The following is an 11,247-nucleotide window of genomic DNA, read 5'->3' on the forward strand; positions in this document are numbered from 1 at the left end:
ACAGTATACCTGAAGAGTTAAATGGTCAAGCCCTTAAAGGCACTTTTTGCTAATGCCATGTGCATGTTTAACTTGATGTTTTGGACACATAAAACAAAACCCGCCGTAGCGGGTCTGGGGTTAGATAACGGGGTTAGGGTCTTCGTCAACGTAAGTTGCGCGGTTAATCAGGAACGTCAGAACCCCCTTCACCTCTACATCGTCCAGGGCGTCACCTTCGATCGCTTCACCATCGGAAGTAATTAGCGCGCGACCGCGAACGATGCCAAACTGAATTATCCCGCAGAAAGAAACGAGCACGTGATCGCCCTGCTTTGGTCGGCGGGAAACATCGATAACGGCATAACCCGAACTCGTCTCCAGCACGCGGCAATTAGCATCAATCTGGCAAAGCCTGTTGATTGTAAGTGTTTGCTCTACATAGTCTTTTGCGGGTGACGGAAATCCCATAATAAAACCTCACACGAAAATACTGTATATTTAAACAGTAATTCTGTGTGAGGTTTTAGTCAACCTTTCGCTGTGGTTAATCGCCAATGTATGGTTTTTTCCAGTCTTCACTGGTGGCTAATTGCTCAATGGCAAGCAGCATCGCCAGATTTGATTCGTTGGTCTCTTGCATATAAAGCCAGTAAAGACGCTTCAGTTGATGTACAAGCTGGTCACGGTGGGTTTCAGAGCCATTGTTGGCAAGCGCAAGGCAACATTGCCCCACTATCCGGCATGCTTCGCTATAAAGCTCCTCCGACATTTCCTGATACTCAGACATAATAATCCCCTCTCAGGTTGAGGGGATTTTATATCACTGTGGTGGCTTTTCTGCGACCTTGTTGTGTATCTCCCACAAGCTAATGCCACAGCTCGCACAGAAGTTAGCGAGATAGTCCAGGCCGGACCACTCCCGGACACCTCCACGAGCGGCCTCTACGAAAACAGCAATATCCTTTCCCATCCATAAGCCAAACAACCGCCAGCCGCCTCCATCAGGGCTTTTAACAGCCGCGATGCGGGTCAGAACGCCTGTCTGATAAAGCTCCGTAAAGGCGGGTTTCTTTCTGGTTATCATTCGCATAAATACAAACCTAAGATTTGTTGATAACAAATAGCGTGTTTGCGTTTTATGGTTTCACCTCCTGCGGGGCGGCTGCGAGCATGGCTCGGAACACAGCATTTCCAGTCCATAGCTTATTAAGCGCAGTAGTTTCGATTCTGATAGCACCGGCTCCAGCTGACTGCATTTCTGCTGTAGGCTCCCTCGGCACCATCACGTAACCATCCGGCACTACCGGCGCTGGCTGCGCTTTGATATGCAACCGCGGCTCTCCGTCTTTCGGCTCCGGCCATTCACGTTGTTTGTTCACAGCCAGCTTATCGATCATCGCTTGGGTAATCTGATCATCAGTGATACCAGCCCGGCGCTGGGAGTCCCATAGCAGGAACTGCATATCAGCCCACTCCGACAGGTCGCCAGGCTGTTCAGCGGCTTCCAGCGCTTCTTTGCTAAGGTGCTTCAGTGGGCCAACCGGGCCAACATTGCCGAATGTAGCCTGTGACCACTCGGCGTGCTCGCTGCGCACCTGTTCACGTTCAGACGCAGGCTGTGGGTGGCGATAGAGCGGAGTCTCGCTAATTTCATACTCGTTAATATCTTCTGGAGACCAGTTGCCAATTTTCGATTCCAGACTAAATCTGGCGACCGAATGAAGATTGTCGCGGTACATATACGCCACCGGCTCGCTGTCCATTGCGGCCAGCGCCATGCGGGACAACTCCATGATTTCATCAGAACTTAACCACTCTCTGATTTCTTCCTCGTCATATGCTTCGCTATCAGTTGCTCTGATAATTCGCTGAATGCGCTCTCTGGTTATGGTTGATTTGGTCATTGGTTGGCTCCTTATCCTGCCGTACTCAACACAGCTGAAGGAAAATAAATGTTGGCGTCGATTTCAGCGTCCGCATCTCGTACAGCTACGCACCAATCGGAAGATGACCGCGCATCAAGCTTGCGCTCAATCTCTTTCTCTTTACGCTTGTCGTACACCATCACGTTAGGATCGCCGATGGTGTAGAAGCCAAATTTTTTCGGCGAGGGGCAGCGCGCCAGCACTGCGTTAACTTCATCGAACCAGGCCAATTCTTTTTTGGTTAATTTACTGGTCATTTCGACAACTCCTTTTGCAGTGCTGAAGCTGCGTAGTTAAATGCAGTAGCTGCCGCCACTTCGCCGCGTTTCTGTTTCTCTTCGGCAAGTTGGCGCAATATTGCTGGAGCTGAGTTATTGGCACTCTGCGCCTTCTCCAGTTCCTCTACCAGCGCATCAATGTCTTCAATCTTTACAAACAGAACATCGTGGCCAAACTCTTTTGCGTGGGCTGAACGACGCTTGAGGCTGGCTAACAGTCGGGTGATATCAGTCATGGTTGGCATCCTTACCCTTTGTCCCAGACAGGTTCTGGTTCACGATGGCATCCATCAGCCGCAAAGCCGCTGCTTTCTGAGCTGAGACATTAGCGATAACCGTTGGCCTGGTTTTCTCGCAGCTGGCGCAAATACCATCCCATGATGAAATGAGGAAAAAATCTTCGCGATCAGCAATGCCGGTATTCATTACCAGGTCTTCAATCATCAGAGTGACACCGCGAACTCCCCGACCTTCGCTTAGTCTCTGCACTGCATAGCCGAAGGCATTAATCATCACTGCGTGGAACTGGATATACTCGCGTTTGTACTCAGACTGGTTCGTACCCCGGCGAATATCATCTAACCCGGTTAACATCAGCCACGCATTCCACAAACCCTCCAGATCGTCTTGGGAGCAGGAACCAGAGAATTTCGCAGTAGCATCACTAAGGGCTTTAAAACTCACCCACTTATCGCTTTTAGCGGGAACGACGTTATGCTCAAAATCGGTGACTTCAGAAAAGACATCGTGTGAGCTGATAAAATTAACCATCTCCTGCGCGTTCTTATCGCGCCCGTTATAGGCCATGTTGATAGCCGCAGATGGCTTCGAAACATTGTTGTTAATGTCCGAGAAAAACTGCTGCCGCGTCTTCAGTGGCAACTGGAGAGTAAGCATCATCGGCACATGGATCGGTTCATCAATGGTGCGGCAATACTCCGCAATACCGGCTGCGCGATGCTGACCATCAAACAATTTAATTTCTGCATCCATCGGGAAACGGGCCACTCCGACATTCGTGTTTCCGAACTCTTCGAATTCAACATACGAGTCGCAGTTACCTACCAGCGGTGGAATGATAAATGGCTCTTTGTTTTCGTATGCTTCAACGAGATACTGATAAAACTTTTTCGCCCGGGCTGGGTTCAGTTCTCGCTGTGAGCGTTCAAGAGTGTCCCCATAATTATCACTGGCAAGGACTCGCGTTAGTGTCCGAGCAGGAACAGTCAGCATCAGGACAATTGAACCACCCTGAGTTCCACGTGATGCAGGGAACTCAAAGAAATGATCGCCTACTTTACTCATAATGTTTCCTCCCCCAGCACCCAACGGAGAGCGCTGGCATACTCACCCTCAGCAGATTCCAGGGCTTTGTTAATTTCTTTACGGGTTTTCAGGCGTGGCTTTGCTTCACCCAGAACCTGACGCTGCCGACGGGCTTTTTCATGACCAGAGGTACCCGCGGTTGCCGTTTCAATCTCTTTCACCTTCTCGCGCTGGGCTTCTGGTTCCAGTGATGCGAGCTGACGAGCCTGGGTAACGGTGACCGTTCCGGACTCAACGGCATCCTTTACAGCCTGGGTGGCGTCCAGCAGTGAAAGCGTTGCGCGTACGGTCTGTACACTCACGCCAAACATCAGCGATAAATCGTCCTCGTCGTGCCCACGTTCCAGCGCATCAGCCATTTTTTTAGCGCGGCCCAGCGGCGTATCTGCCTGGCGGATTTCGTTAGCGCTTACCATCGCCTGTGCCATACGAACGGCAGAGCCACGTTTAGTGACTGCCGGAACCATCAGCAAAGGTTTACCTTCTTTCGCTAAACGCTTGTTCGCCTCGATGGTGTGACGCACACGCTGGCGACCATCGACAACACAGGAGCGCCCTGTCTCCGGGTCTTTCCAGACGATGATCGGCTCAAGAACGCCCTGGTCCATGATGTTCAGTACCATCGGCTCATTGATTGGCAGATGGATCCGCTCGTCGTAAAGCGGGTGCGTCTTATCGGTGACCAGGTACAAGTTTTCGGGCTCAAAGTTAAGTACGTTGGTTTTCCCGCTCGCGCCGTATGCGTCTATTGAGTTTTTAGCCATTTGTCTTCTCGCTATTTTTCTTTTCTGCCTGAGCAATCCACTCTTTGCTTAGTTCTTCCCGCGCCTTTCTTTCTGAGCCAGCCATATAGGCTCTTGTGATGCGGTAATGGCACTTAGTGCATTCAAGGTGCATGTGAGCTGTATAAATGGCCCGATGCTGTCCTATCTGTCGCGGTCTCCCTTCTCCGCAGACCGGGCAATTTGGTAAGGTCTCTGATGTCATCGTGAAACCTCCCGAAGCTTCAGGAACTGCGTGCTGTGATACGGGCAATCAGGGTTAGTAACCTTTAAATTCAGAAAACCGGCTTCAACAAGGCGACCGCAGCGGTAGTGAGGGCGATCAACGGTGCCGACCAATGACTGCCACTCAAACCAGACGCCTACCGGGACCGAGTGCAGCAGCTTCATATCCAGTTCGGTGAGGTTGTGGCTCAGCTGAGCAGGTTCTTTAGTACCGCCAGTCATCCAGTAACCATTCAGGTTTTGAGCTTTGCCCTCTTTCTCCAGCACCAGCAGACGCGCCAGCATTTCAGGGGCTGAAAGGTCGAAATACTTCGCCAGGTCACGACAGGTCACTTTTCCCAGCTCGTTTAAAACGTCAGTGATTTTTTCCATCAGATTTATTCTCTTTTTCAGGTTCATCAGGCCGTCGCGCGGCATTCTTTCAGCAGGTTGTCGAACATCATTCGAAGCTGGTTGGCGCATCCAAACGGCATATCGTTGATGCTCCAGGTAGCGACACCGTCACGGATACCATCCTGGGTGATGCGGCCTGCGCTATGCAGTTGGCGAAGTTGACCGCTTACGGAGCACATGCTGCGGTCCAGCACTTTAGCGATCTCCCTGGCGGTCAAGCCGGGGTTAACTTTGAGGAACTCAAGCATCGTGATTTCACCGCGATATTGTGTTTTTTGAGATTTCGTCGTTTTCATGAATAACCCCTTTAACCCCGGAACCCTTTCGGGATATGTGTATCCAGACCACCACCCATACCGAAAGCGTTACCTGTCGCCAGGTTTCCTGAACACAGCTTCAGCACCAGCTCCTGCCATTTGCTACGCAGCATTGGCAAGGATTGGATTTTTGGGCACCAGAACCGATCACGTTGAATGCGCTCAATCATCGTGCGGATTTGTTCGTAGGTGCAGCCGTGCTCCTGGCGTATCAGACGTACTTCATTCGCCCAGCCAACAAAATTTGGTTCTCTTGGTCTCGCCAGAGTGCCGTCGAATTCAGCCGCTCGTTCGTACATTTCGATGATGGTTGACCAGAACCACATCGCGAGATCGAAGTCTTCATCGGTAGCAAGATTGCTGTCTTCGGTGGCGTCCTGAATCTCAATTTCCTGATTCGACTTAGTCGAGTTATCCACAGGGGAAGCCTTCCCCCCTTGGTTTTTAAGATCTGTTTTAAGATCTGTATTTTTAAGATCTGTATAGAGATAGGATTCGGCGCTTATGCCGTTTCCATTCGGCGTTTGTGCCGTTTCCTGGATTTGGCGTTTATGCCGAATGCATTCGGCGTTTGTGCCGTTTCCATTCGGCGCTTTTGCCGAATCCATTACTTTCAATACTTTGCTTCCATTCGGCACTTGTGCCGAATCCAGAATTGTCGGGAATATCTTGAGCATCAGTTCTTCCTGGTCGATGCGGTAATGCTTCTTCGGGGTACCGTTCACCTGCCGAAGTTCTTCCTGAATAACACCGGGCAAATATTGCTCAGTGATTTTGTAAATGGCCCGTCTGACCACATCCCCTTCGATAACCCGAACTTCTTTTGCAAGTGCTGCATGCTCTTTGTAAAACCAGCCGTTTGGCAGGCTTGATTTACCCGACCAGAACACCAGCTGATTGAGAATTGCCGCCAGCAAATGTTGCTGCCTGTCCCCTGCAAAGAAGTCCAGATATGGGCCAGGGATCGTGATGCAGTTCCCTTGCCCTGACATGGCCTGAACAATTTCAAAGACCTGATTGCTCATACCAAAACCTCATTGTGTAGCCGTAAAAACTCGCGTAATCCCACCCAACCAACAGCACCGCAGGCTTTCCGGTAGGAAACATCTTTCTCTGTCGCAGTGATTACCGTCACCATGTGTCCCTTGTGCCTGTGCTGGAAGCGCGATCCGGCTTTAGGGATACCATTACAAGCGCTATCACCTTCAGACGGCGTATACGCCGGATAGGCTCGTTTTAGGCGAGCAATCAATTCAGCAGCAGACTGGTTACACATAGTCACCTCCGGAATCAGTGGTATTTCGGTACTTCAACAGCGCCTGGTTGATACGCTTTGCTGTATACGGCCTCGATCGCGTCATCGTGCGCATCAATAGCCGTTCCAATAGCGTGCTGAGCCGCAAGCAGCGCCCGGCGCTCAATCGTGTCGTAGATGCTCAAGCGGTGACGGATTTCACGCGGGAGAACGCGCAGGATTGCCGGAAGCAGTAAACGGATTTTCTCGCGCTGCAGCTCTGTCTCACCTTTCAGCCAGCGGTGGAAAATGTTCTGCTGGTTACTCCAGGTTTTCCCCGGTACCAGGCGCAGCTGATTACCGCCAATACGTACATATTCCTCAGCGATAGCATTTGCCGCGAACGCTTGACCAACTTCTGCAGCCCAGGCCAGCAGAACCATTTCAACGTGCTCGTGTTTGATTTCCATCAATCAGACTCCTTCTGTGCTGTAGCCGTATCATTCTCTGGAAGGCCACTGGTTGGGTTTGGGTGAAGATCAGGACGCAACTCATGCGGAGTAATTCCAGTTGCCTCGTAAACCTGAATTACGCGCTTTGGTGGAACTTGCCCCTGGTACTTATGGATCCATCGACTCAGCGACGACGGTTTAATGTTCAAGGCAAGTGCAAGCCGACGTTTGCCACCTGCAGCTGTAATTGCCTTATCAAGACCTGACATGTGAACCTCTCGTTTTAGCCATTGTGCAATTATATTGAGCTAATGGCTAAAAAAAATCAACAACAAGAAATTATTATTGTTTTAGCCAGTGGCTTACAATTGTTGCTATGAAGACAGAAACCCAGCATGAATCAGGCGCAAAGCCACAAAGCACGCTTGCCGCAAGACTTGATGAGTTGATGAAACTGAATCATTGGTCTCGCACAGAAATGGCGAGGATTGCGGGAGTTAGTCCTACCTCTGTAACCAACTGGTTTAAGAGGGAAACCATTAGCAAGGAGTCAGCAGCCAAACTAGCCAAGGCCGCTAAAACCTCGCTCTCATGGATACTTACAGGAGCAGAGGAACTCGGCGGGACATACACCGAAGACGAAATTGCACTTATTGAAGTTTTCCGCGAATTGCCGCCTATCGAGAGGCGCAACATGCTGGCTGCATTCCAGATGCGGCTACAAAAACTCAAAGATTTTTACTCTGACAACGTAGATCCGACTACCAGAGAAAAATAAATTCACTTCAATTTCAAAAGAATGCCGCCGATTGGCGGTATTTTTTTAGCCTTTGACTTATCTTTTGGTTGATTTTATTTAGCCTGTAGCTCACCATAAGTACATCGACACAACGGTGCGATAGGTTAAACGTTCGGTTGGCCGCCTCAAGGCTAAGAATCAACAGGCTTTGTAATGTGGTGAATGCGGCTATGCGCACGCGGATCAGTTAAAGCAGTATCACTCGTTTCCTAGAGTGGGGTGGAAAAGAAGCTACCGGCTCCAGTTGTTAACTGGCTGGCGTCACCGGGAGGCACCCGGCACCACATTTCAAAGCCTGTTCAGATTAATATCATGATAGAGAACTGGGGGTTAAATCATGTCAGCATGTATGGCTGTAGTTCTTAACGGTAATACCGAAATTAAATATTTCCCGTTCCACAATTGTGCTAGCGCTGAAGTAGCAACCGATATGGCAGACGAGTGGCGTTATGCCGCCATCGAGGCGATAGGTTGGGATGAAGCGCATCGCTTCCATCTTCGCGCCGTCCGTCCGAAAGTCGTCTTGCGGCTACCGTCTGGCGCAGTAGTGGAGTGTGACCTCGACGACGTGGACATCGATCCGCCAGTCTGCGCTGACCTGGATTATCATCTTTGCGCATTCGGGTTCAATCGTGGTCTTGGGCATGGTGGTTACTGGGACCTGGATGGCGCTGAAATTATCGAATACATCGCGTAGGTAAATCATGAGCAAAAACGGTATCCGTTCACTGATTTATGTACTGCTTTCCATGACGGTTTTATGGTCGGCAGTGATTGCGAAAATTCTACATGTCGCGGGGGTATTCAATGGTTAACACTCAGTTATTAGCTGCACAGAACAAATTGGTTATAGCTCAGGCTATTGGTGACCGCTCTATGTGGGAACAGGCCATCCTTTCCATGAAAGGCATCTTTGAATCGGCGAAGCAAACAGAAGATGGAATGTTAAACGGTCACGTTAACCCGCTTTCAATGCTTAACATTGACGATGTTGTTTTTAATTACGATATGTACGGCGATTTAATCGTAGTAGATGGCGATTTGCTATTAGGGATGTCGAAAATAAACACTGACATTATCAACCACTAATTCAAAAAAATTAATATTTATTTTATTAATGCCTTAACTGGCAGGTATAAACACACTCTAAATATATCTGCATCATATGCAGACAAGGAAATATGATGGAAGAATCTAAACACCGCTGCTACGGCTGCGGCGGAACCTTCACACGTAAAGAACTCCATTATCGCCCGTCAGGGAGAGGGGCATATCGCAGAGAGTTATATTTCTGCCAGATATGTAATGAGAAGGAAAATAAAAAACAAGCATTGCGCTCTGCAGGTTCTGCATTCCGTAAAACGCTCCCTGCAAGGCCTGGCTACTTTAATCACAGTCGTTAAAGGTGACTAATGGTAACAAACTCAATGCGTATACCTGCCGAGGTAAATAAAAAGGCTTCATCAATTCTTAATCAGTACGCTTCAGGAGAATTAAAAGCCTGTCGTATTAAGTGCGGAAATATGAGCTTGCGAGTCGGCAGAAAATGGCGACTCCTGTCTAAAGATAATGGTAATTGTTGGGAAATAATGAGCCATGAAAAATACAACAAACATAAAGACCGTAAATAAAGAACTAAACATCAATGAACTAAAGATAGGTCGTTGCTATAGAGCTAAGAAACCACGGCCTGCAGGACAGTTCACATCATATGCAAACGACCGCCAGATCGTGCGCATCGGTTCTACTACCGTGCAATATGATGGCCCTAGTGTTCATGCAGGGCGTCATTACCCCACAATCAGTAAAGAAAAGTTTCTTGCGTGGGCTTCACACGATGTGACTGATGAACTCCCTCCGGGAGAATGGCAGATATGGCCTATCCCAAAGAGCTGAGTAACTCAAAGCACAGTTAATGGTTTACTGATTTAAGAGAATCAACATGAAGCCGGGGAACGTTTTATAGTTACCCGGCCTTGAGGTGATTTATATGGCAGATATTACTCGTGAAGATGAATGGGTAATGGAAAAAGGGCTTGTAGCGAAGATGTATATGACCCCTCGTCAGATAAAGTCATATAGAGAAGGAAGATGGGTGGAGGGTATTCACTTTAAAAAGCACCCACCTAAACCGGATACAACCGAAGGCAGGGCTACTCTTTGGTACAACTATACGAAAATTAATAGGCTTATTGGGGATACGTGATGAATATGCCTGCTGGCGTAGAGCTGCATGGAAAAGCAATAAGAATTAGCTTTCTATATCGTGGCGTTCGTTGCCGCGAAGTTTTACGGGGCTGGACAGTATCGAATAGCAATATACGTAAAGCCGGTAATCTGCGTGCATTGATTGTAAGTGAAATACAACAGGGGAAATTCGATTACGCCGAACACTTCCCTGAATCAAAAGCGTTAAAAAAATTCACGTCCACGCAAAAGATTAAGACTTTCGGTGAATTATGCGATGTTTATCTGGCATCCAAAAAACTGGAGGTGTCCGCAGCATCCTATAAAGGGGCTCAGTCACGTATAGCCACCCTCACCGCAATAGTAGGAAGTAATACCCTGCTTAGTGAAATTCAGCACACAGATTTACTTAATTACAGGAATGCACTCTTAACGGGTAATACATTAAGCGAGCATGCGCCGTGGCTGCAAAAGAAAGGACGCGCGGTATCTACGGTTAACGGGTTAATGAATAATCTGACAGCTTTACTGAAGATGGCTAACCTGAGTGGGTTTATCAGCCATACACCACATGAGGGCATCAAATCGCTCAAAAGGTCCAGGCGGGATCCTGACCCTCTTCTGCAAAGTGAGTTTGAAGGTTTTATAAATTCACTTTCCCGCAGACATGCTTTGCTATGGACTGTAGCTATTTTTACCGGGCTTCGACATGGAGAGCTCACTGCGCTTGCGTGGGAGGATGTGAACCTTGAGACAGGAGAGATCTATGTCCGGCGAAACCAGACAAACGAGGGGCTATTCGTTCCGCCCAAAACTGAAGCGGGGATCCGAACTGTTACCCTCCTACAACCTGCGCTGGATGCGTTGAGAGAACAATTTCAGCTAACAGGTGCATTAAGTAAAACTGAAATCACCTTCCATCACCGCGAGCATGGGCTGACCGAACAGCAGAAACTACGCTTTGTGTTTGTGCCTCCAAAAAACTGGCGCGGTGAAACAAGGTACTATGGCTCTCAATCTCTGGGTTATAGCTGGGAAAGAGGTTTAAAACAGGCGGGAATACGCAACAGACGTCCTTATCAGTCGCGCCATACTTTTGCGTGCTGGCTTTTAACGGCAGGAGCTAACCCCTCGTTTATTGCCGGACAGATGGGCCATGAAAATGCGAAGATGGTTTATGAGATTTACTCGAAGTGGATTGGTGAGATGGATCGTAACCAGGTGGAAATGCTGAACGCCCGTTTTTCTGAGGCTTTGCCCCAAGGGTGCCCCACAAAGAGAGTGGTAGGGATAAAAAGCGTTTAATTACAGTAAAATAAAATCGCTTGATGGAATATTAACTTTATT

General features: G+C 48.7%; 19 protein-coding genes and 1 pseudogene. 7 read left to right on the top strand and 13 right to left on the bottom strand.

Annotated features, from left to right (window positions below):
* Positions 1-120 precede the first annotated feature (120 nt).
* From PGQ95_RS24640 to PGQ95_RS24700, 13 genes and pseudogenes are all read right to left on the bottom strand, one after another.
* Complete coding sequence (locus PGQ95_RS24640) at positions 121-450, bottom strand: hypothetical protein (RefSeq protein ID WP_047066836.1); 330 nt, start codon at positions 448-450, stop codon at positions 121-123.
* Between the two features lie 76 nt (positions 451-526).
* Complete coding sequence (locus PGQ95_RS24645; RefSeq protein ID WP_430919692.1) at positions 527-769, bottom strand: DUF2767 family protein; 243 nt, start codon at positions 767-769, stop codon at positions 527-529.
* Between the two features lie 33 nt (positions 770-802).
* Positions 803-1,072, bottom strand: coding sequence for a hypothetical protein (locus PGQ95_RS24650; RefSeq protein ID WP_042895477.1), 270 nt, complete (start codon positions 1,070-1,072; stop codon positions 803-805).
* Positions 1,073-1,280: 208 nt separating this feature from the next.
* Positions 1,281-1,625, bottom strand: a pseudogene (locus tag PGQ95_RS24655) (DUF550 domain-containing protein); the annotation flags it as partial.
* A 272-nt stretch (positions 1,626-1,897) separates the two neighbouring features.
* The gene (locus PGQ95_RS24660) at positions 1,898-2,164 is read right to left on the bottom strand and encodes a hypothetical protein (protein ID WP_430919694.1); all 267 of its coding nucleotides are present in this window, start codon (positions 2,162-2,164) and stop codon (positions 1,898-1,900) included.
* Positions 2,161-2,421: a hypothetical protein gene (locus PGQ95_RS24665; RefSeq protein WP_430919696.1), complete on the bottom strand. Its 261-nt coding sequence runs from the start codon at positions 2,419-2,421 to the stop codon at positions 2,161-2,163. Before PGQ95_RS24665 ends, PGQ95_RS24660 begins: the two co-directional genes overlap by 4 nt.
* The gene (locus PGQ95_RS24670; protein WP_407253577.1) at positions 2,414-3,490 is read right to left on the bottom strand and encodes a DGQHR domain-containing protein; all 1,077 of its coding nucleotides are present in this window, start codon (positions 3,488-3,490) and stop codon (positions 2,414-2,416) included. Before PGQ95_RS24670 ends, PGQ95_RS24665 begins: the two co-directional genes overlap by 8 nt.
* Positions 3,487-4,275 carry a ParB/RepB/Spo0J family partition protein gene (locus tag PGQ95_RS24675; protein ID WP_430919698.1) on the bottom strand — a complete coding sequence of 263 codons (789 nt, stop codon included), beginning with the start codon at positions 4,273-4,275 and terminating at the stop codon, positions 3,487-3,489. The genes PGQ95_RS24670 and PGQ95_RS24675 overlap by 4 nt, the downstream gene beginning before the upstream one ends.
* A gap of 219 nt (positions 4,276-4,494) precedes the next feature.
* Positions 4,495-4,890 (bottom strand): hypothetical protein, encoded by a 396-nt coding sequence (locus PGQ95_RS24680; protein ID WP_126000396.1) that lies wholly within the window; start codon positions 4,888-4,890, stop codon positions 4,495-4,497.
* Positions 4,891-4,916: 26 nt separating this feature from the next.
* The gene (locus PGQ95_RS24685) at positions 4,917-5,207 is read right to left on the bottom strand and encodes a helix-turn-helix transcriptional regulator (RefSeq protein WP_118971082.1); all 291 of its coding nucleotides are present in this window, start codon (positions 5,205-5,207) and stop codon (positions 4,917-4,919) included.
* An 11-nt stretch (positions 5,208-5,218) separates the two neighbouring features.
* Positions 5,219-6,253 (bottom strand): hypothetical protein, encoded by a 1,035-nt coding sequence (locus PGQ95_RS24690; RefSeq protein ID WP_430919700.1) that lies wholly within the window; start codon positions 6,251-6,253, stop codon positions 5,219-5,221.
* 265 nt (positions 6,254-6,518) lie between these two features.
* The gene (locus PGQ95_RS24695) at positions 6,519-6,932 is read right to left on the bottom strand and encodes a toxin YdaT family protein (RefSeq protein ID WP_430919702.1); all 414 of its coding nucleotides are present in this window, start codon (positions 6,930-6,932) and stop codon (positions 6,519-6,521) included.
* Complete coding sequence (locus PGQ95_RS24700; RefSeq protein WP_032735043.1) at positions 6,932-7,183, bottom strand: transcriptional regulator; 252 nt, start codon at positions 7,181-7,183, stop codon at positions 6,932-6,934. Before PGQ95_RS24700 ends, PGQ95_RS24695 begins: the two co-directional genes overlap by 1 nt.
* A 107-nt stretch (positions 7,184-7,290) precedes the next feature.
* Between PGQ95_RS24700 and PGQ95_RS24705 the strand changes: the two genes are divergently transcribed.
* The 7 genes from PGQ95_RS24705 to PGQ95_RS24735 all read left to right on the top strand — a co-directional run bounded on the left by PGQ95_RS24705 (position 7,291) and on the right by PGQ95_RS24735 (position 11,205).
* The gene (locus PGQ95_RS24705) at positions 7,291-7,692 is read left to right on the top strand and encodes a helix-turn-helix domain-containing protein (protein WP_032710309.1); all 402 of its coding nucleotides are present in this window, start codon (positions 7,291-7,293) and stop codon (positions 7,690-7,692) included.
* Positions 7,693-8,050: 358 nt separating this feature from the next.
* Entirely contained in the window at positions 8,051-8,410 is a 360-nt protein-coding gene (locus PGQ95_RS24710) for a hypothetical protein (protein WP_142426008.1), read from the top strand.
* A 7-nt stretch (positions 8,411-8,417) separates the two neighbouring features.
* The gene (locus PGQ95_RS24715) at positions 8,418-8,528 is read left to right on the top strand and encodes a hypothetical protein (RefSeq protein ID WP_407609056.1); all 111 of its coding nucleotides are present in this window, start codon (positions 8,418-8,420) and stop codon (positions 8,526-8,528) included.
* Entirely contained in the window at positions 8,521-8,802 is a 282-nt protein-coding gene (locus PGQ95_RS24720; protein ID WP_334644829.1) for a hypothetical protein, read from the top strand. Before PGQ95_RS24715 ends, PGQ95_RS24720 begins: the two co-directional genes overlap by 8 nt.
* 323 nt (positions 8,803-9,125) lie before the next feature.
* Entirely contained in the window at positions 9,126-9,344 is a 219-nt protein-coding gene (locus PGQ95_RS24725; protein ID WP_430919705.1) for a hypothetical protein, read from the top strand.
* Positions 9,345-9,703: 359 nt separating this feature from the next.
* Entirely contained in the window at positions 9,704-9,919 is a 216-nt protein-coding gene (gene xisR / locus PGQ95_RS24730; RefSeq protein WP_042895443.1) for an excisionase family protein, read from the top strand.
* Entirely contained in the window at positions 9,919-11,205 is a 1,287-nt protein-coding gene (locus tag PGQ95_RS24735; protein ID WP_430919708.1) for an Arm DNA-binding domain-containing protein, read from the top strand. The genes xisR and PGQ95_RS24735 overlap by 1 nt, the downstream gene beginning before the upstream one ends.
* The last annotated feature ends 42 nt before the right edge of the window (positions 11,206-11,247 follow it).

This window comes from Klebsiella sp. 141240, from assembly GCF_050600805.1.
GTDB classification, from domain to species: domain Bacteria; phylum Pseudomonadota; class Gammaproteobacteria; order Enterobacterales; family Enterobacteriaceae; genus Klebsiella; species Klebsiella aerogenes.

What these genes read in the sequence shown, in the direction of transcription:
- PGQ95_RS24640 (WP_047066836.1), bottom strand. Translation starts at nt 450, where the DNA reads ATGGGATTTCCGTCACCCGCAAAAGACTATGTAGAGCAAACACTTACA.
- PGQ95_RS24645 (WP_430919692.1), bottom strand. Translation starts at nt 769, where the DNA reads ATGTCTGAGTATCAGGAAATGTCGGAGGAGCTTTATAGCGAAGCATGC.
- PGQ95_RS24650 (WP_042895477.1), bottom strand. Translation starts at nt 1,072, where the DNA reads ATGCGAATGATAACCAGAAAGAAACCCGCCTTTACGGAGCTTTATCAG.
- PGQ95_RS24660 (WP_430919694.1), bottom strand. Translation starts at nt 2,164, where the DNA reads ATGACCAGTAAATTAACCAAAAAAGAATTGGCCTGGTTCGATGAAGTT.
- PGQ95_RS24665 (WP_430919696.1), bottom strand. Translation starts at nt 2,421, where the DNA reads ATGACTGATATCACCCGACTGTTAGCCAGCCTCAAGCGTCGTTCAGCC.
- PGQ95_RS24670 (WP_407253577.1), bottom strand. Translation starts at nt 3,490, where the DNA reads ATGAGTAAAGTAGGCGATCATTTCTTTGAGTTCCCTGCATCACGTGGA.
- PGQ95_RS24675 (WP_430919698.1), bottom strand. Translation starts at nt 4,275, where the DNA reads ATGGCTAAAAACTCAATAGACGCATACGGCGCGAGCGGGAAAACCAAC.
- PGQ95_RS24680 (WP_126000396.1), bottom strand. Translation starts at nt 4,890, where the DNA reads ATGGAAAAAATCACTGACGTTTTAAACGAGCTGGGAAAAGTGACCTGT.
- PGQ95_RS24685 (WP_118971082.1), bottom strand. Translation starts at nt 5,207, where the DNA reads ATGAAAACGACGAAATCTCAAAAAACACAATATCGCGGTGAAATCACG.
- PGQ95_RS24690 (WP_430919700.1), bottom strand. Translation starts at nt 6,253, where the DNA reads ATGAGCAATCAGGTCTTTGAAATTGTTCAGGCCATGTCAGGGCAAGGG.
- PGQ95_RS24695 (WP_430919702.1), bottom strand. Translation starts at nt 6,932, where the DNA reads ATGGAAATCAAACACGAGCACGTTGAAATGGTTCTGCTGGCCTGGGCT.
- PGQ95_RS24700 (WP_032735043.1), bottom strand. Translation starts at nt 7,183, where the DNA reads ATGTCAGGTCTTGATAAGGCAATTACAGCTGCAGGTGGCAAACGTCGG.
- PGQ95_RS24705 (WP_032710309.1), top strand. Translation starts at nt 7,291, where the DNA reads ATGAAGACAGAAACCCAGCATGAATCAGGCGCAAAGCCACAAAGCACG.
- PGQ95_RS24710 (WP_142426008.1), top strand. Translation starts at nt 8,051, where the DNA reads ATGTCAGCATGTATGGCTGTAGTTCTTAACGGTAATACCGAAATTAAA.
- PGQ95_RS24715 (WP_407609056.1), top strand. Translation starts at nt 8,418, where the DNA reads ATGAGCAAAAACGGTATCCGTTCACTGATTTATGTACTGCTTTCCATG.
- PGQ95_RS24720 (WP_334644829.1), top strand. Translation starts at nt 8,521, where the DNA reads ATGGTTAACACTCAGTTATTAGCTGCACAGAACAAATTGGTTATAGCT.
- PGQ95_RS24725 (WP_430919705.1), top strand. Translation starts at nt 9,126, where the DNA reads ATGGTAACAAACTCAATGCGTATACCTGCCGAGGTAAATAAAAAGGCT.
- xisR (WP_042895443.1), top strand. Translation starts at nt 9,704, where the DNA reads ATGGCAGATATTACTCGTGAAGATGAATGGGTAATGGAAAAAGGGCTT.
- PGQ95_RS24735 (WP_430919708.1), top strand. Translation starts at nt 9,919, where the DNA reads ATGAATATGCCTGCTGGCGTAGAGCTGCATGGAAAAGCAATAAGAATT.